This is a genomic window from Bradyrhizobium sp. LB14.3 (assembly GCF_040547985.1).
Classification (GTDB): domain Bacteria; phylum Pseudomonadota; class Alphaproteobacteria; order Rhizobiales; family Xanthobacteraceae; genus Bradyrhizobium.
Genome location: NZ_JBEPQT010000004.1, coordinates 245,865 through 262,026, shown reverse-complemented (window position 1 = coordinate 262,026; position 16,162 = coordinate 245,865). Strand labels below are relative to the sequence as shown.

16 protein-coding genes are annotated in these 16,162 nt (G+C 64.0%); 9 read left to right on the top strand and 7 right to left on the bottom strand.

Features of this window, described 5'->3' with window-relative positions; translation table 11 throughout:
* Positions 1-39: 39 nt before the first annotated feature.
* Both ABIB00_RS11415 and ABIB00_RS11410 read right to left on the bottom strand, forming a co-directional pair.
* On the bottom strand, positions 40-1,254 hold the full coding sequence (locus tag ABIB00_RS11415; protein WP_354104392.1) for a hypothetical protein: 1,215 nt from the start codon (positions 1,252-1,254) through the stop codon (positions 40-42).
* Between the two features lie 71 nt (positions 1,255-1,325).
* Positions 1,326-1,955: an NUDIX hydrolase gene (locus ABIB00_RS11410; protein WP_502917805.1), complete on the bottom strand. Its 630-nt coding sequence runs from the start codon at positions 1,953-1,955 to the stop codon at positions 1,326-1,328.
* Between the two features lie 68 nt (positions 1,956-2,023).
* Between ABIB00_RS11410 and ABIB00_RS11405 the strand changes: the two genes are divergently transcribed.
* The 6 genes from ABIB00_RS11405 to ABIB00_RS11380 all read left to right on the top strand — a co-directional run bounded on the left by ABIB00_RS11405 (position 2,024) and on the right by ABIB00_RS11380 (position 7,003).
* Positions 2,024-2,449: a PaaI family thioesterase gene (locus ABIB00_RS11405; RefSeq protein WP_354104390.1), complete on the top strand. Its 426-nt coding sequence runs from the start codon at positions 2,024-2,026 to the stop codon at positions 2,447-2,449.
* 142 nt (positions 2,450-2,591) lie between these two features.
* Positions 2,592-3,602 carry an aldo/keto reductase gene (locus ABIB00_RS11400; RefSeq protein ID WP_354104389.1) on the top strand — a complete coding sequence of 337 codons (1,011 nt, stop codon included), beginning with the start codon at positions 2,592-2,594 and terminating at the stop codon, positions 3,600-3,602.
* A 15-nt stretch (positions 3,603-3,617) separates the two neighbouring features.
* Complete coding sequence (locus ABIB00_RS11395; RefSeq protein WP_354104388.1) at positions 3,618-4,931, top strand: tetratricopeptide repeat protein; 1,314 nt, start codon at positions 3,618-3,620, stop codon at positions 4,929-4,931.
* Between the two features lie 195 nt (positions 4,932-5,126).
* Complete coding sequence (locus tag ABIB00_RS11390; protein ID WP_247351271.1) at positions 5,127-5,705, top strand: hypothetical protein; 579 nt, start codon at positions 5,127-5,129, stop codon at positions 5,703-5,705.
* A 235-nt stretch (positions 5,706-5,940) separates the two neighbouring features.
* Positions 5,941-6,510 carry a cysteine hydrolase family protein gene (locus tag ABIB00_RS11385; RefSeq protein WP_354104387.1) on the top strand — a complete coding sequence of 190 codons (570 nt, stop codon included), beginning with the start codon at positions 5,941-5,943 and terminating at the stop codon, positions 6,508-6,510.
* A 178-nt stretch (positions 6,511-6,688) separates the two neighbouring features.
* Complete coding sequence (locus tag ABIB00_RS11380) at positions 6,689-7,003, top strand: hypothetical protein (protein WP_354104386.1); 315 nt, start codon at positions 6,689-6,691, stop codon at positions 7,001-7,003.
* Positions 7,004-7,077: 74 nt separating this feature from the next.
* Here the strand turns inward: ABIB00_RS11380 and ABIB00_RS11375 are convergent, their stop codons facing one another.
* From ABIB00_RS11375 to ABIB00_RS11355, 5 genes are all read right to left on the bottom strand, one after another.
* Positions 7,078-8,349: a flavin monoamine oxidase family protein gene (locus ABIB00_RS11375; RefSeq protein WP_354104385.1), complete on the bottom strand. Its 1,272-nt coding sequence runs from the start codon at positions 8,347-8,349 to the stop codon at positions 7,078-7,080.
* A 9-nt stretch (positions 8,350-8,358) separates the two neighbouring features.
* Positions 8,359-9,069 (bottom strand): RibD family protein, encoded by a 711-nt coding sequence (locus ABIB00_RS11370; RefSeq protein WP_354104548.1) that lies wholly within the window; start codon positions 9,067-9,069, stop codon positions 8,359-8,361.
* Positions 9,070-9,088: 19 nt separating this feature from the next.
* Positions 9,089-9,763 carry an FABP family protein gene (locus tag ABIB00_RS11365; RefSeq protein ID WP_354104384.1) on the bottom strand — a complete coding sequence of 225 codons (675 nt, stop codon included), beginning with the start codon at positions 9,761-9,763 and terminating at the stop codon, positions 9,089-9,091.
* A 317-nt stretch (positions 9,764-10,080) separates the two neighbouring features.
* Positions 10,081-10,329: a hypothetical protein gene (locus ABIB00_RS11360; protein WP_354104383.1), complete on the bottom strand. Its 249-nt coding sequence runs from the start codon at positions 10,327-10,329 to the stop codon at positions 10,081-10,083.
* Between the two features lie 203 nt (positions 10,330-10,532).
* Positions 10,533-11,402, bottom strand: coding sequence for a VOC family protein (locus ABIB00_RS11355; protein WP_247351283.1), 870 nt, complete (start codon positions 11,400-11,402; stop codon positions 10,533-10,535).
* Between the two features lie 717 nt (positions 11,403-12,119).
* Here ABIB00_RS11355 and ABIB00_RS11350 point away from each other — a divergent pair.
* The 3 genes from ABIB00_RS11350 (at position 12,120) to ABIB00_RS11340 (ending at position 16,051) form a co-directional block, all read left to right on the top strand.
* Positions 12,120-12,338 carry a hypothetical protein gene (locus ABIB00_RS11350; protein ID WP_247351285.1) on the top strand — a complete coding sequence of 73 codons (219 nt, stop codon included), beginning with the start codon at positions 12,120-12,122 and terminating at the stop codon, positions 12,336-12,338.
* Positions 12,335-14,581, top strand: a complete 2,247-nt coding sequence (locus ABIB00_RS11345; protein ID WP_354104382.1) for a TOMM precursor leader peptide-binding protein — start codon at positions 12,335-12,337, stop codon at positions 14,579-14,581. Before ABIB00_RS11350 ends, ABIB00_RS11345 begins: the two co-directional genes overlap by 4 nt.
* A 93-nt stretch (positions 14,582-14,674) precedes the next feature.
* Positions 14,675-16,051 carry a SagB/ThcOx family dehydrogenase gene (locus ABIB00_RS11340; RefSeq protein WP_354104381.1) on the top strand — a complete coding sequence of 459 codons (1,377 nt, stop codon included), beginning with the start codon at positions 14,675-14,677 and terminating at the stop codon, positions 16,049-16,051.
* Positions 16,052-16,162: the final 111 nt, after the last annotated feature.

Genomic DNA, 16,162 nt, shown 5'->3' with positions numbered 1-16,162 from the left:
GTCGAGCCGGGGCATGACATCGACCTGTTCTGACGCCAGCTAAAACGCCCCCGCCAGCTCCCGCGCGCCGGCATTGTTGCTGTTGCTGTCCATCCGCGTATCCGTCACCGCCAGCAGCTTCGCCACCGTGTTGTGGCGGATCGCGACCGGGTTGCGCTCGTAGCCGCCGCGCTGGAAGAAGTTCGAGGTCGGCACCTGCTCGCGCATCGCCTGCGGCATCGTCACCATGTCGAGGCCGGTGCCGTCGCCGGTGAGGTTCATCATCTCGAGCTCGGCGGCAGTGAGCGGACGGCTGTAACCCTTGGTGCGCGCGAACAGCACCGAGGTGAGCAGCTTGTGGGTCTGCAGCATCGGCCCGATATCGATGTCAAGCACCATGGCATGCATGGCCCAGCCTTGCGCGGTGTTGCCGATCTTCTCGTGCTCCGACCAGGTGTCGGGCACCGACTTGGCATGCGCCACCATTTTCTTCAGAACCGTGAGCTTGTGCTCGAGCGACTGGCGCGCCGGTCCCGAGGTCCGCGCTACCTTGTCGGAGAGCGCGCGGATGAGTTCATGGCCCTGCTCGGCCAGCAGCTCGACGCTGTTTGTGGTCAGCAACTGGTTGTATCCCATCGCGGTCGAGATCGCGCGCTTGCCGCCATGCTCGATGCCCGCCTGCACGTCGTAATTGCCGGTTCCGCCGGTTTCGAACGCATAGACCCGCACCGTCTGCTCGCGCGTCAGCCCCGAGGCCAGCGCGTAGCGTGCATAGACGCGCTTGAACTCGACTTCGCTGGACGGCCGTTGCGGCGTGAACTGGTAGAGCTCCTGCGCCGCGCGCAAGAGATCGGCGACGACGGGTATCGGCTTTCTGGTGGGACGGTCCGGGGTTTCCTCCGGCTCCGGATTCACCGGTCGCTTCGGCCCGTTATAGAGCGGCGGATGCTCCAGCACGTAGTCCTCTAGCGTGACCTGCTGTCCACTGCGCCGCTTGGCGTTGCGGCCACGACGCTTCTCGGAGATCTGGCTCCAATAGGCGCCGGCCTCCTCATCGAAGGCGCCGCGTGCCGCCTGATATTCCTGCAGCTTGCGGCGATACTCGAGCACCGCCGGCGACGCTCCACCCTGCGCAAAGAACTGCGACAAGAGCTGGGCTCTGGCATTGCTGACGGCCGGCGGCAGCGCGTCGGATTCGCCACCGCGCGCGGCGGGCGCGAGCAGGACGAACGCGAGTGGAACCAGCCTCACGGCATTTCGAATCGATCGATGCATGCCGCCTTCTTAGCAGCTAGCCGGTAACCGTCACGTTAACGCGCCGTTTACCTCTTTTTTCGTCTCTTGCATCACTTCCAGGCGAATACCGGCTGTTCCAGCTCGATGACGCGGGTGTGCCGTCCCGCCAGTACTTCGCGGAACTGGTAGATCAGCGCCGCCGTCGGTGCGTGGATCAGGCTCGTCTGATGATGGAAGCGGATCACACGGCGCGTGCTCTCGGGGATCGCGACGAAATCGAAGGCGTCGTCGCGCTCGATCGTCGCGAGAGCGATGCGGTGAACCGAAGCCACCTCGTCCGGATTTGGCTTGATCGCAGCACTGTCGGCGGCCCAGACCACGACGGGCGTGATCAAATAGCCGGAGCGGGTCGGATAATCGTCGAGCGTGCCGAGCACCTCTGCACTGGTGAGACGGAGGCCAAGCTCCTCGTCGAGTTCGCGTAGCGCCGCTTCGACCGGCGTCTCGCCGGCATCGCAGCGTCCGCCGGGCAAGGCCCATTGGCCGCGATGAGCGCGCAGATGCGATGCACGCAGCGTGAGCAGCAACGCCGTGTCATCGCTCTCGCTGGCCGCGGTCAGCGCAACCACCACTGCGGCACGCTTCAACGCCGCCGGCGCTTCATCCTCCGGCAGGCGCGTGAAGGCCGCGCAAGCGGCCGCGATATTCCGTCGTGTGGCATCGTCGAACGGTCTCATGATGCTTGACTACACCACGTCCCGCCCCGATGAAATGAGATCGCAAGGCCCGCGCAGGAATGGACGACCACATGACCAACAAGACGGCCGCAAGGCTCAAGTCAGACGGCTGGACCATCCTGGAGACCACGGGCTTCATGCACCTGATCGGTCCCCTGTGGGAGCGCAAGGTCGGCGGCCAATACGAATTCGCACTTGCGACCGAGGACAAGCACCACAACCGCCGCGGCATGGTCCAGGGCGGCGTGATGATGACGTTCGCGGACCGCACCTGCGGCATGACCGCCCGCTACGTCTCCGGCAAGGAGTTCATGGCAACGGTACAGCTCGACACCCATTTCGTCGAAGCCGGCCAGATCGGCGACATCCTGATTTCCCGCCCACGCGTGGTGCGCTCGACACGCAGCCTCGTCTTCATGAGCACCGAGGTGACGGTGGACGGTCGCTGCGTGGTGATGGCCAATGGTGTGTTCAAGATTTTGAAGGGGCCGGGGTAGGTCCACGCCCAACGCTGTCATTCCACGCGAAGGCGGGGAATCCAGTACGCCGCCGCTTCTCCGCTCAATCACCAACCTCTCGGCTCGCAATGACGGAGCGAGACGGTTATGCTGGCGCCACAAGAAGCAGCAAGGACAGCCCATGCAATACCGCCAGCTCGGCCGCAGCGGCCTCAAAGTGTCGCCGATCTGCCTGGGCACCATGATGTTCGGCGGGCAGACCGATGAAGCTGCCTCAAAGCGCATCATCGCGAAAGCACACGAGGCCGGCATCAATTTCATCGACACCGCGGACGCCTATTCCAAGGGTGCATCCGAAGAGGTCGTGGGGCGCGCGATCGGCAACAACCGCTATGCCTGGGTGCTTGCGACAAAGCTCGCCAACCCCATGGGCACCGATCCAAACCGTGTCGGCCTGTCGCGGCGCTGGGTGTTGCAGGCAGCTGATGAAAGCCTGAAGCGGCTCGGCACCGATCACATCGACATCTTCTATCTGCACAAGGAAGATCATGCGACGCCGCTGGAAGAGACGGTGCGCGCGATGGGTGACCTGATCCGCGCAGGCAAGGTGCGCTATTTCGGCGTCTCGAACTACCGCGCCTGGCGTGTCGCCGAAATCTGCAACATCTGCGACCGGCTCGGCATCGACCGGCCCGCGGTGAGCCAGCCCTATTACAACGCCATGAACCGCATGCCAGAGGTCGAGCACTTCCCGGCCTGTTCCTATTACGGCCTCGGCATCGTGCCCTACAGCCCACTGGCGCGCGGCGTGCTGACCGGCAAATACAAGCCCGATGCAACTCCTGACAAGGAGACGCGCGCGGGCCGTAACGACACCCGCATGATGCAAACGGAATGGCGGCCGGAATCGCTTCAGCTCGCGCAGGAGATCAAGACCCATGCCGAGAAGAAGGGCATCACCGCCGGCCAGTTCGCGGTCGCCTGGGTGCTGAACTCCGCCTTCGTCTCCTCGATCGTCGCTGGCCCCCGCACCGAGGAGCAATGGGACGGTTACATCAGCGCGCTCGACTACCGCTTCACTGCGGATGATGAGGCGCTGATCGACCGTCTGGTGACGCCGGGCCATCCCTCGACGCCAGGCTACAACGACCCCGCCTATCCGATCGAGGGCCGCCGCGCGCGGACGGCTTGAATCGCGGAGACGACGATGGCGCTTGACGACCGCTACGGCCTGCCGGTCTCCACCACCTCGCATGAAGCGGCAAGCGCTTATCGCGAGGGCATCGACCTGATGCTGGCGGGCTGGACCGGCACGGCGGAAGCGCTGGAGCACGCGATTGCGGCCGATCCGGATTTCGCGCTTCCCCATATCGCCCGCGCCCGCGTCCACGCCTTCTACCAGCAGGGCGATCTCGCGCGAAGCAGGGCGGCGCTCGCGCGCGAGCTCGTGGCGAAACGCGGCACCGAGCGCGAGCGTTCACATGTCGAGGCGCTGGCGCTGGCAATCGAGGGCCGGCTGCCCGAGGCGATCGCGGCGACGATGAAGCACGTCGAGGCGTGGCCGCGCGACGCATTGGTGCTGTCGCTGCCGCTCGGCGCGTTCGGCCTGTTCGCCTTCTCCGGCATGGCCGATCACGACCGCGCGCGGCAAGAGCTGTGCGAGCGCGTCGCTCATCACTATGGCGAGGACTGGTGGTTCCTCACGATGTACGGCTGGGCGATGACCGAGAACGGCGACGTCGCGCGCGGCCGCGGTGTCACCGAGCGCGGCTTCGACCTGCGCCGGCAGAATGCCCACGCTGCGCACGCCGTGCTGCATGCGATGTTCGAGGACGGTTCGATCGCGGCGGCCGACCGGCTCGTCGACGACTGGATTCCCTCTTACGACCGCGCCGGAATTTTGCACGGCCATATCCGCTGGCATCAGGCGCTCGGCGCGCTGGAGCATGGCGATGCCGCGCGGGCGCTTGCAATCTATGCCGATGTGCTGCAGCCAAAAGCCACGCAGGCGCCGCCGCTCAACGTTGTCACCGACGCCGCGTCCCTGCTCTGGCGCCTGTCCGCTTACGGCCACGCGGTGCCGAGAGCGCTGTGGGTCGAAGGCGATGACAACGCGCAAAAACTGTTTCCGAAATCGAGCCTGCCCTTCGCCGACATCCACATGGCGCTGTTCGCGGCTGCGACGCAAAATCGCGAGGCGCTCGCCGCGCGTCTTGCCGTGATCGAGCAGCGGCTCACTGAGGGCAAGCTGCCGGCGGGTCCCGTGGTGCCGGCGGTCTGCCGCGCCCTGGCAGCCTTCGCGGACGAGAATTACGCGGCGTGCGTGCAAATGCTCGCGCCGGTTCTCAGCGAGGTCGTGCGCCTTGGCGGCAGCCATGCCCAGCGCGAGCTGATCGAGGACACCTTTATTGTCGCTCTGATGCGCAGCGGCGAGCTGCCCCGCGCCCGCGCCCTGCTCAATGCCCGCCTGCACCGCCGCCCATCCTTGCGCGATGCGCGCTGGCAGGCGGCGATGGGGTAGCCTTGCCACGAAAAAAACACCCGGCTGACGGAAAGTGCTAGCTGGGAATGGGTTGGCGACAGGGCAAATCGCCGTTGGGGTGACGCGGTGGTATTCCAGGCGGGTTCGGCAGAACAAACGGGATCGCAACCAATTTGCGGTTCGCTGGTTATTGGACAGAACTTTTCCGTGGTTCCCAGGCATGTGAGCCTTCTGATGCGCCTCTGCCGCCCAGTGCTCGCTGCCGCCCTTCTCGCCTTGGCAAGCCCTTGTCTTGCCGAATCTTTCGCGCCGATCGCCGTCAAGAACCCGCTCGGACAGCAGACCGCTTTTATCGACCTGTTGGCGCTGATGTCAGGCCACTGCAAGACGTTGAAGGTCGCCGGCCGCACCTTCGCCTGCAAGACGGTGGCCTACGCCCATGGCGGCAGCGGCCGGGTCAATTTCGCGGTCGCAGTCGACGATCCCTCCGATGGCAACCACGTCGTGTCGTTCTCCGGCGAGAACGGCAAGCGCGCCGACGACAATTCCTACGAGCTGCCGATCGACCGCATGCTGCTCAACTCCAAGGACCGTCCCAAGGTCGACGGGCTGCCGGTGCCGGCCGAGCAGACCTCCACCGGAGTTTGCCGGCAGACCGGAAATTTCGCCGCCAAGAAGGTGACAGACGTGACCTGCTCGGCCACCGACAGCGAAGGGCGTCGCTACGAGCTGCTGTTCGTCTCCGACGGCACGCCGGTGAGCGTGCGTCGTATCAGGCAGTCGGCGCCGTCGATCCAGGATCCGTTCAAGTAGCGGCGCGCTCCGGCTTTCGTCAGGGCGATCCGCATCCGTGAGGATGTGGGTGCGTACCGGATGGAGCATAACGCAGTCCGGGAAAGTCTCGTAGCGAGCAGCGGGCTCGGATTACGCTGCAGCGAAATCCGGGCTACGGACCTTCCGTCGTAAAACGAGGGAAGATTGACATTGCGCGTTGTCTTCTTCGCCTCGCATAGTCGGTGCAGCAAGCAAAGTCCGAAAGCCGCTCCTGATGCCTCACCCCCTCCCCGCCCTCATCGTCGTCGACGTCCAGCGTGCGTTCGACGAATGGGAAGCAGCGGGCAAGCGGCGCAACAATCCGGATGCGGTGGCGCGCATTGCCGATCTCCTGAAGGCGTTCAGAACCGGCGGCGCGCCGATCTTCCACATCCGTCATGAGGGCACCAGGCCGACATCGTCGTTTCTTCCCCAAAACTCCGGCTACGCTGTCAAGGACGAGGCGCGCGAGCAGCCGGGCGAGACGGTGATCGTCAAGCGCGTCAACAGCGCCTTCATCGGCACCGATCTGGAAAAGCGCTTGCGCGCAGGCAGCATCGGCACGCTCGTTATCTGCGGCGCCACCACCAATCATTGCGTCGAGACGACGACGCGGATGGCCGGCAATCTCGGCTTCGACGCGCATCTGGTGCGCGATGCGACCTGGACGTTCGAGCGGATCGGGCCGGATGGCGACAAGCATTCCGCCGAGGAGATCCATGCGATGACGCTGTCGAACCTCAACGGCGAATTCGCACGCATCGTCACTACCGATGACGTGATTGCGTCATTCGCGGCAGACTGATGGCAGAGTTGCGATCGACGCCGGAAATGCGACAATAAATCTCACGAAACGCACGCAAGTCGCGCGAATCATACATCCATGAACTGCGTCGATGAACTGCGTCGTTTCGACGCCCGCACTGGCTGGAACGCGCAGCCTGCCCATCTGTTGTCACACGACATTCAACTGGAGTGATGACATGAAGTATCTCTTTGTCGCGATGGCCGTCGGTGCCGCGGCGCTTGCCAGCGGGACGGCGGCGAGCGCGGCCAACAATTCAGCCGCGAAGCAGAACGCGCAGGGCCAATCGACCGATATCAGCGCGCAGCACAGGCACCACTATGGCCATCGCCAGCATTGGCGTCCTCACCACCATCGTGGCTATCATCGTCCGCACTACCGCAGCTACGGCTACTACCCGCGGCATCACGGCTACTACGGCGGAGGACCGTACGGAGCTTACGGCCGCGGCGGTCCCGGCGTGACGTTCAGCTTCGGCGGCAGCCGCTGGTAAGCCGCAGGCCGGTAAGACGCAGGCCGGTAAGACGGGGGGCCCGCGGGGACGCGGGCCTTTTTCTTGCTCGTCAGCTATCCCCGCAAGATCATACGCGCCGTCTCCAGACCGCTCGCCAGCGCCGCTTCGACTGTGCCCATGTCGGCTCCGCGATAGAGCGCCTCGCCGGAGAACAGCACCGGGCTGTCGGCGCGCGCAAGGATCGTTTGCGCCTCGCGCGTTCGCGGCGTCGCCCAGGAATAGGCGCCGCAAGCGTAGGGATCGTGCGCCCAATTGGTCGCAGCGGCCGCCACGAGCTCACGCGCAATCTCTCCGCGCGGCTGCTTGAAAATAGCCGCCAGCGAATCGAGCCCGGCATCGACCAGCGCTTGCGGGTCGAGGTGCGACAGCGCTGCCGTGCGCGGGCCGCCGAACCAGCCGGTAAGCACGGGATGCCCGTTCGGATATTGCGTCCACCACACCGGGATGGCCTGGTCGGACAAAAGGAAGGTCATGTTCGCGAGCTCCTGCTTGCGCTCGCGCCACCATGGCCGTGAGAAGCGCAGCAGGATTTTGATCACGTTGCCGAAGCCGATCTCGTCGGCAGCCGCGGCTTTCCCGCGTGCGCTCTCCGGAAGCGCGATGTCGCGCAACAACGGCAACGGAACAGTGAGGATCACACGATCGCAGCCCTGCACGTCGCCGCCGGCGCAGCGGACCGCCATCGTGCCGCCGGCCTCCTCGATCGCCAACACCACGCAACCGAAGCGAAAAATCACGCCAAGCCTGCGGCACTCCGCCGCCAGGAAGTCAATCAGCGCACCATAGCCGCCATCGATGCGCGCCTGCGGAGAGTGCCCGCCGTGCATCCACTCCTCGCGCAGCGCCAGCGTGGAGGCGCGCTCGGGGTCGGCCGCGTCGTAGCCTTCGACCATTCGCTCGATCGAATGGCGCAGCCGCGCGTAATCATCCCCGGCAAAATGCCGGCGCAGGAATTCGGCGACGGTGAGATCGTCCCTCAGGTCTCGCAGCACGGCTTGCAGCTCAGCCTCATGCGGATCGTGGCGATCCTCACGCATGATGTCTGCGCCGTCAAAGCTCCACCGCTCGCCTTCGATCTCCTGAAGGGATAGCCCGGCCTCACGCAGCAACGCGCGCGTGACCGGCGCCTCGCCGTGGACGAATTCGGCGCCGCCATCGGCGGGGTATTCGAACTCTGAAATCGACAGCGGATGGATGCGGCCACCGCAGCGCTCGCGCGCCTCCAGGATCGTCACTGTCGTGCCCGCGCGGACAAGCTCACGCGCCGCCATCAGGCCGGCCGCGCCCGCGCCGACAATGACGATGTGCTCTGATTGTCCCGGCATGTAGCTGCTTTACGTGCCCGTCGCCTGTGGGTCGTTCTGGATGAGATAGCGCAGCAGCAGCACGCCGCCGCCGAGCGGCCGCGCGCTTTCCAGCGTCATCGCGGTCAGTGGCGCGCGCTGCTCGCTGTCCGCGTCGGTTGAATCGAACACGAAGGGTGCGCCCTTCGCGCCATCGATCGCAGGGCTCAGGATCAGATTGAATTCGTCGATAAGGCCGGCGCGCAGGAATGCGCCATTGGCGACGCCGCCGCCCTCGACCAGCAAGCGCTTCACGCCCAGCTCGCGATTGAGAATGTCCAGCGTCAGCGCGAGGTCGATCTCGGACTTGCCGGCAAAGATATAGGACACGCCCTCGCCGCGGAGCCCGGCGAGATGGGAATTGGAGACGCTCTCGGTCAGCACCACGACGATCGGATCGCCGCCGATATCGGAGCGGCCCCAGCCGATCTTGCCCTGCGCATCGAGCACGACGCCATAGGTTTTCGCGTCCCGTCGCGCGAACCAGTTTTCGCGCGGAAGTTTCGCGTCCGTCGTCGTGGGATAGGGCTTGCCCTTGGCGAACTCCGAGCCGGTGACGCGGCCGATCACCCAGGCATCGCCGCCGAGCTCGTCATGGATCTTCTCGAACCAGTCCGTCCCTGCCGCCTTCGGGCGCCAGCGGCTCGGATGGGTGCGGCCGTCCAGGCTGGAATGCATCAGACAGATCACGTAGGGCTTCATGCGTATCTCCGGGCCGCGCTCAGGCTGCCGGCTCATTGCCCTTCTCATTCCCCGCGGCCCGATCGTTCACGATCACCGCGAGGGGATTGAGCTTTGGCGGCGCGACGAGTTTTAGTGTGTTGGTGTCGCGATGGTTGAACGGCGCGCCGCGCACGAACAACTCGGTCTGGATCAGATAGGTCCAGCTGCCGTCGCCGTTGAAGGTGATGTCGCAGCGGTAAGCATCAGTGCGGAACGCTTGTTCCAGAAAGTCGGTCGAGCAAATCCCGTAAGCGGTGTCGCCGCGCTTCGCTGTAACGGAGATCTCTTTGTCGTCCGGCCCGGCCTTGCCCGACGCCAGCAGCACCTGCCCGCGCGGGATCGCCAGCGTCTGCATGATCAGCCCGGTCGCGGGCTCCCACAACCAGTAGCCGACCTGGTCATGGAAGGTGATGTCTTCCTCGGGCGTGTTGATGTGGATGTGATAGCGCAGCCCGTAAAGCAGCTGCGGCCCGTTAGCCTGCGGATCGATCGGGTCCATCCGGATATGCTCGATGAAGGTCCGCCGCTCCGGCCCCTCCGCCTTCGGATTGATGTCGATACCCTTGTCAGCCTGCCAGACGCCGGCGAGACGGCGGAGCGGACCGAGATTGGCAAGACCGTCGGGCGAGACGTCCGCGGGCTCGGTGAAGATGTCGGCGGGAAGGGGCAGCATGGATGTCCTCGCGTCGTTGCGAGGCAGGAATAGCACGAGAGCGCGGGCGTGGCCCGTGCTCAAGCCTCACAATCGCGAATGGACACAAGCGCCACGCGCAGACGATACATGACGCGAAGCGGAGCCGAACCTCCTGAGTTCGGCTCCGCCGCCAGGACGTCTAGTAACGGTGGTCGCGGACCTCAGGTTGATTCCGGTGGTCCCGGACGGTGCCGACGCTTCCCAAGATTTTGTGTTCGGCGCTCCCGTTGCGCCGCCGGCAGCTGGTATTTGCGCGCCGGAGCTGACGCCGCTGAAGTTTCCGGTGTGAACGCCCCTCAAGCAGCTTCCGACGTTGATCTCGCACGCTGCTCGAGCACGCCGATCGTCGAGACCAAATTGTCGCGCCGGGCGCGAAGGTTCAGTGCGAGAAGCGGATATTCCGGCTGATGCACGTCGAACACGCGCGCTCGGGCTTCTTCCTCGATAATGTCGGTGTTGATGAGTCGAACGCGCCACCACAAATCGGCGATCAACCCATCGAGCCGGAGTTCGCCGGCAGCACCAGAACGGGACACATCTTGCATCGCTTGCCTCAACCTGAAACGGCCTCTCTACCAAGGCCGGACTTTGGTCCTGACTGAGCAAGCAGAGTGCCAGCTATGGGCGGGCACGATCTGGTTCCGGAATTTAAGCTCGGGGCTGCGCATGACGAACTGCTGAACGGACGCTCTTGTCGATCCTCCGCGTTGGCGGCGGAAGGGTCGATGACCCCTCGAAACGTCTCGGCTTAGCGTTTCGTCTTGGGAAGCACCATCCTGCCCTGTGTAGCAATGCCACCCCACTTGGCAGACCAGCTGACTTCCGGGGCGGAGGATCGCTTGATACCCTTCTGATCCCACGCCCCCTGCAGCGCAAACAGGGCGCCTTGGGGATCGACACATCGCACGATCCAGCAACCATCGGGCAACTCGATTGGTTCCTGGAGAACCCGACCCCCGCCAGCATTGATCCGCCGGGCCGCCGCGCCGACGTCCTCGACATTGAAGTAATGGAGCCAACACGCCTGCGATACGCTCGGAAGCTTGGTGAGCATGCCTCCGATCGTCTGCCCGGCCGCCGAAAACAACTCGTACACGCTTGCCGGGCCGGCGTCGGCGGAGGCCCGTTGCCAGCCGAGAAGCTCGCCGTAAAACGGAAAGACCTTGCTTCGGTCTTCGGCCAGCAACTCGTGCCAGCCGACGCGCCTGGGCTGGTCCGGCCCGCTCGGTTGCGATTGGCCATATGTCAGCCCGGTGACCAGCGCAAAGGTCGCTCCTTGCGGATCGGCGACCACTGCAATGCGGCCGATGTTGCTGTCGGTCGGCGATACCAGGATCGCGCCTCCAAGCCGGCGGATCTGCGCGGTCCTCGCATCCATGTCATCGACGGCGACGTAGCCGAGCCATCTCGGCGTAGCTCCCATTCGCACCCCCTCTTCGGGGAGATCCATAAGCCCGACGACCGGAGCTTCGCCCGCAGTCAGCAGCGAGTAAGCCAATTCCGCGCTCGACGCATCTTTCACGGCCCAGCCGACGACCTCCGCGTAAAAAGCAGCCGCCGACGGCATGTCCGTCGTCAGAAGCTCGTACCAAACGAAGCGTCCGGGTAGATCGACCAAGCTAGCTTCCCCGTTCGAGCGGGCAGACCATTGCGCACTGCATCATGCGCCGCAGCCCGGTGTCATCGACAGGAACTTGCCGCGATGTCGTTCATGAAGATGAATGCGATCTGAACGAGCGCCACTACATTTCGTGTTCACGTGAATCTTGCCCGCTTTGATTGCTCGGCGTAGCATCATTGCAGAAGATCGTTCTTCCAACCATGGAGGATGCGGCCATGCGACGAACGAAGCAAGCTTCGAAAAGGAGGCGAATGACCAAAGCCGCAGTCCCGGCGCTCGGATTCGCCGGACTGACTTTTTCGCTGGCGGGAAGCGCGATGGCGTCCGCGGTGCCGCCAAGCGAGCCTCAACAAAGACCGAACTTCGCGCCCGGCCAGTTCACCACGCTCAACGAGGAAGAACTCGCCGACGTCAACCTCGCCACCTTCCATCTCGCCACCGATGAGAGAAGCTTAAGCGGAGTGCTGCTCGCGCGCGGATGCGGTGGCTGTCGTGGCTGCGGCGGTTGCCGTGGCTGTGCGGCCAGAGGTTGCGGTGGCTGCAGAGGTTGCGCAGGCTGCAGAGCCTGTCGCTGCGGCGTCGGATGCGGTGGCTGCGGCGTTGGCGTGATCGGCGTACCAGTGGCATGCACAGGGTGCTGTGCGTCATGGGGCCGCTGCCGCTGGTGCTAGAAAGCAGCACTCCCTGACTGTGTGTCGACAGGTCGCGATTTCATTGGCCGGGCTCGCAAACGACCCGGCCAATTTGCTGTTTTTGTTACAGCGTTCGCTGCGCCCGGCTGGTCAGCTTGCCGATGGCGAGCGAGTGTGTTCCAACTTATCCGAAGAAGAAGGCCGGTGGTCGAGCTCGGTGCACAAGTCGGGCCAGGCCAAGCGTTCGTCGCGCGCCGGCAATCGGGATGACGGGAACAGGATCGGCGTGCTGACCCGATGACAGTCAAGCGAAAGAGCAGCGCTACGAAGCAAACCCGCAAGGACATCTTGCGATTCGCACCGAACTTCACCGCCTATCTGCTTCCTCCCAATGTGGTCTGTCTCTATTCCGAGAACCGCAAGTTCTTCCTGCACGGCGATCTGTATTGCGCCGTGGCGAGCGCGATTGGAAAAAACGGCAAGACTGCGCCGGAAATCATCCGCCTGCTTTCGAAGAGTTTTCCCGTTGCCGAGATCGAGGAAGCCATCAGGCGGCTGCTGGAGCGCAAGTCCGTCATCAGCGGAGCATCGCACGCATTTGCAGGCGCCGTTAATGGATATTGGGCAAGCCTCGGCCTGCCTCCCGAGGTCGCCGAAGAGAATCTGCGCAATTGGCCTGTGCGGGTGGAATCGATCGATGTCAAAGGCGCGAGCGAACTGAGCGCGGCGTTGAGCAAGCTCGGGGTTCGAATCGCCAAGCGGTCGCCCCGGCTTATCATCACGCTTGTGAACGATTACCTCGAGCGGCGGCTCGCCGAGTTGAACGGCGAACGCGTGACCGCCGGGACGCCCTGGCTGCTGGTCCAGCCGTCCGGCGTGTTTCCGCTGGTGGGACCTGTGTTCATGCCGGGCGAGAGCGCCTGCTGGACCTGCCTGCACGATCGCATGATCCGCAATCGCGAGATCAAGGGGTTTCTCGACCGCGGAGTGGCGCAAGCGGTCGCGATATCGCCCCTGGTCAGCGACACCGTAGGACAAACCGGGATCCACTTCGCTGCGGTTGAAATCGCGAAGGCGATCGCCTCCGGATTTCGCACTGATCTCAGCGATCATATCGCGAGCTTCGACCTGACCGGGGCTGCGATCGTCAAGCACTACGTCGCGAAACGCCCGCAATGCTCGACCTGCGGCAGCAAGAAGCTCAGGAATCCACGACGGGCAGCAGTGCCGATCGAGATTGCCGAGGGCAGAAAGCTCGTCATGACCAGCGGCGGATACCGCACCGTGACGTCGCGAGCCACCGTGGCGCGGTACCGCAAACACGTCAGTCCGCTGACCGGCGTGGTGTCGCGGCTCGAGCGGATCGAGGCCGATCTGCCGATGAACACCAATTTTTTCGCCCACCACAATTTCTCTGCGCCGGCCTGGAACGTCGACCAGCTCAGGTCCGGCCTGAGCGGCGGCAGCTTCGGCAAGGGCTCCACGGCCGAGCAGGGCGAGGCCAGCGCGCTGATGGAAGCGATCGAGCGCTACTCGGGCATTTTCCAGGGCGACGAGATCAGGACAAAGCGCCGCTTTGCCGATTTCGCTCCGGGTGACGCTCTTCTTCCCAACGACGTCCAGTTCTTCAGCGACATGCAGTTTCAAGACAGGCATGCCCCGCAGCCGGACGATTCACATCCGGTTCCAGAACCATTCGATCCCTCGACCAGGACCGAATGGTCGCCGGTCTGGTCGTTACGCGACAAGCGTTTCAAATATCTTCCGACGGGCCTTTTGTATTTCTTCTATGGCGGCTTCCACACGGATTCCAACGGATGCGCGGCCGGCAACACCCGCGAGGAGGCCATCGTTCAAGGCTTCCTCGAACTGGTCGAACGCGATGCCTACGCGATCTGGTGGTACAACCGCGTCCGGCGCGCCGAAGTGGACCTTACGCAATTCGAGGATTCCTATGTGCGGGATCTCCAGAGCCAGTTTGCCGACGCGGGGCGACGGCTCTGGGTGCTCGACATCACCAGCGATCTCGGCATTCCCTCCTACGTTGCGATCATGCACTGGATGCAGAACGGACACGAGAATATCGAGTTCGGGTCCGGCTCGCATTTCGACCGCCGCATCGCCTTGCTGCGTTCGCTCACCGAGCTGACCCAGTTCATGTCGATTGGCATGATGAGCGGCGGAAGCGGCGAGAAACCGTCGCTTGACGGTGTCACGCCGCTGCGGCTGGACGATTATCCGTTCCTGATCCCGAGCGACAATCCGATCATCCCGCCGGCACCTGACCTCGAGGTTCACGCCAATACGCGCCACCAGGTCAATGCCTGCGTCGAGATTGCCGCCGGCGCAGGATACGATTTCCTCGTGCTCGACCAGACGCGACCCGACGTCGAGGTCCCCGTCGTCAGGGTGCTCGTTCCGGGCTTGCGGCATTTCTATCGCCGCTTCGGGCCCGGCCGGCTTTACGATGTCCCGGTGAAGCTTGGGCTGCTGGATCGCCCGCGACTGGAAAGCGAACTGACTCCGTTCCTGCCACACACCTGAAGGCTGGCCTTGTTGCACGTTCCCCGGAAAAAGCCGACGAGGAAGATCACACCGATAATCGCCGCCCGACTGAACGGCCGTTTCTCCCTTCAAATGCAAGCCGACGGAAGCATTGCCGCGGTCTCGGGCGATTATTCGGTCGGTATGGGACAATTCAGCGCCGCGGCGATCGCTCGCGCGGGGCATCTCGCCTCCGGCCTGCCGCTCGCCTCCCTTGCCGGCAAGAGTGTCCTCGCGGGACAAGTACATGTTCTGGTGCGGCGACTGGCGCAGCATGGGCTGCTCGACTATCGCCTGTTCTCTCCCCGTGACGCGCAAGATTTGGTGGTCATCGAGCCACAGGTCGCCGAATACTGGCCGCAACGCGCGAAGCTATCGAGCAGCGATACGATCGTGTTGTCGCGCTTTGCCTATCTGCGCCGGCGCGGCAACGAGATGGTGCTGGAATCGCCGCGCGCCGGCGCGCTGTTCCGGATTTGCGATCCCGTCGTCGCCGCCACGCTGGCTGCCCTGTCGCAGCCGCAGAAGATCAGCAAGCTTCGCAAGCAGGTGCCTTCCCTGAACCTCGATCTGCTCAGACTGCTGCTCGACAGCGAGATGCTGATCAAGCTCGATACGAAGGACAGAGACGGCCTTCGAGCGAACGAAGGCAACCGCAATCTCGTTCTCTGGGACTTCCACGATCTCGTGTTTCACACGCGGAGCACGGAGGGCCGGCATACCGATCCGGTCGGCGGCGCGTACGCCCATGCGGGGATCGTTCCGCCGCTGCCCGCGGTGCGCCCGCCCTGGCCCGGCAAGAAAATCTCCCTCGGCAAATTCGCCACGCCAGACCCGGCGTCGTCCTTTGCTAAGCTGTTGCGCGAGCGCCATTCAACACGGGATTTCGACGACCAGCATCCGATCACACTCACCGAGCTCGCGCAGTTTCTCGACACGACCGCCCGCGTGCTGTCGAAATGGAAGAGCGGCGCAGATGTCAACGGTGGCCTTGAGGTCGCCTACAGCTCAAGGCCGTATCCGGCGGCAGGCAGCGCGTACGAGCTGGAGTTGTACCTGACGGTCTCGAACTGCGAGGGGCTTGCGCGCGGACTTTATCACTACGACGCCGGTGGCCACGCACTGGTCGCGATCGACGCCTCCGCCCAGCAACTCCAGGCGCTTTCAATGGCCGCCGAGTTTGCCATGGGCGCATCCGGTCCGCCGCAAATCCTGATCACGATCGCCGCGCGGTTCGGGCGGATCTCCTGGAAATACAGCGCGATCGCGTATTCGCTGATCTTGAAGGACGTCGGCTGCATGATCCAGACGTTCTACCTGGCAGCAACCGATATGGGCCTCGGCGGCTGCGCCATCGGCACTGGCAATATCGATCTGTTTGCAAAGATGACGGGGCTCGAATTCCACGTCGAGGGCCCTGTCGGTCAGTTCGCGCTCGGACGCGGCAGGAAGCCAGCGAGCCTAGGCTAGAGGACGGTATTTTTTGGATATTGCCGTTTGGACCGTGCGCAAAAATGGTGCGCCATTCAGAACAAAACTACGAACTCATATATAATTCAAATTTCAAGGCTATTCGAAAGA

What these genes read in the sequence shown, in the direction of transcription:
- ABIB00_RS11400 (WP_354104389.1), top strand. Translation starts at nt 2,592, where the DNA reads ATGCAATACCGCCAGCTCGGCCGCAGCGGCCTCAAAGTGTCGCCGATC.
- ABIB00_RS11415 (WP_354104392.1), bottom strand. Translation starts at nt 1,254, where the DNA reads ATGCATCGATCGATTCGAAATGCCGTGAGGCTGGTTCCACTCGCGTTC.
- ABIB00_RS11370 (WP_354104548.1), bottom strand. Translation starts at nt 9,069, where the DNA reads ATGAAGCCCTACGTGATCTGTCTGATGCATTCCAGCCTGGACGGCCGC.
- ABIB00_RS11405 (WP_354104390.1), top strand. Translation starts at nt 2,024, where the DNA reads ATGACCAACAAGACGGCCGCAAGGCTCAAGTCAGACGGCTGGACCATC.
- ABIB00_RS11365 (WP_354104384.1), bottom strand. Translation starts at nt 9,763, where the DNA reads ATGCTGCCCCTTCCCGCCGACATCTTCACCGAGCCCGCGGACGTCTCG.
- ABIB00_RS11395 (WP_354104388.1), top strand. Translation starts at nt 3,618, where the DNA reads ATGGCGCTTGACGACCGCTACGGCCTGCCGGTCTCCACCACCTCGCAT.
- ABIB00_RS11375 (WP_354104385.1), bottom strand. Translation starts at nt 8,349, where the DNA reads ATGCCGGGACAATCAGAGCACATCGTCATTGTCGGCGCGGGCGCGGCC.
- ABIB00_RS11360 (WP_354104383.1), bottom strand. Translation starts at nt 10,329, where the DNA reads ATGCAAGATGTGTCCCGTTCTGGTGCTGCCGGCGAACTCCGGCTCGAT.
- ABIB00_RS11380 (WP_354104386.1), top strand. Translation starts at nt 6,689, where the DNA reads ATGAAGTATCTCTTTGTCGCGATGGCCGTCGGTGCCGCGGCGCTTGCC.
- ABIB00_RS11390 (WP_247351271.1), top strand. Translation starts at nt 5,127, where the DNA reads ATGCGCCTCTGCCGCCCAGTGCTCGCTGCCGCCCTTCTCGCCTTGGCA.
- ABIB00_RS11340 (WP_354104381.1), top strand. Translation starts at nt 14,675, where the DNA reads ATGCAAGCCGACGGAAGCATTGCCGCGGTCTCGGGCGATTATTCGGTC.
- ABIB00_RS11385 (WP_354104387.1), top strand. Translation starts at nt 5,941, where the DNA reads ATGCCTCACCCCCTCCCCGCCCTCATCGTCGTCGACGTCCAGCGTGCG.
- ABIB00_RS11345 (WP_354104382.1), top strand. Translation starts at nt 12,335, where the DNA reads ATGACAGTCAAGCGAAAGAGCAGCGCTACGAAGCAAACCCGCAAGGAC.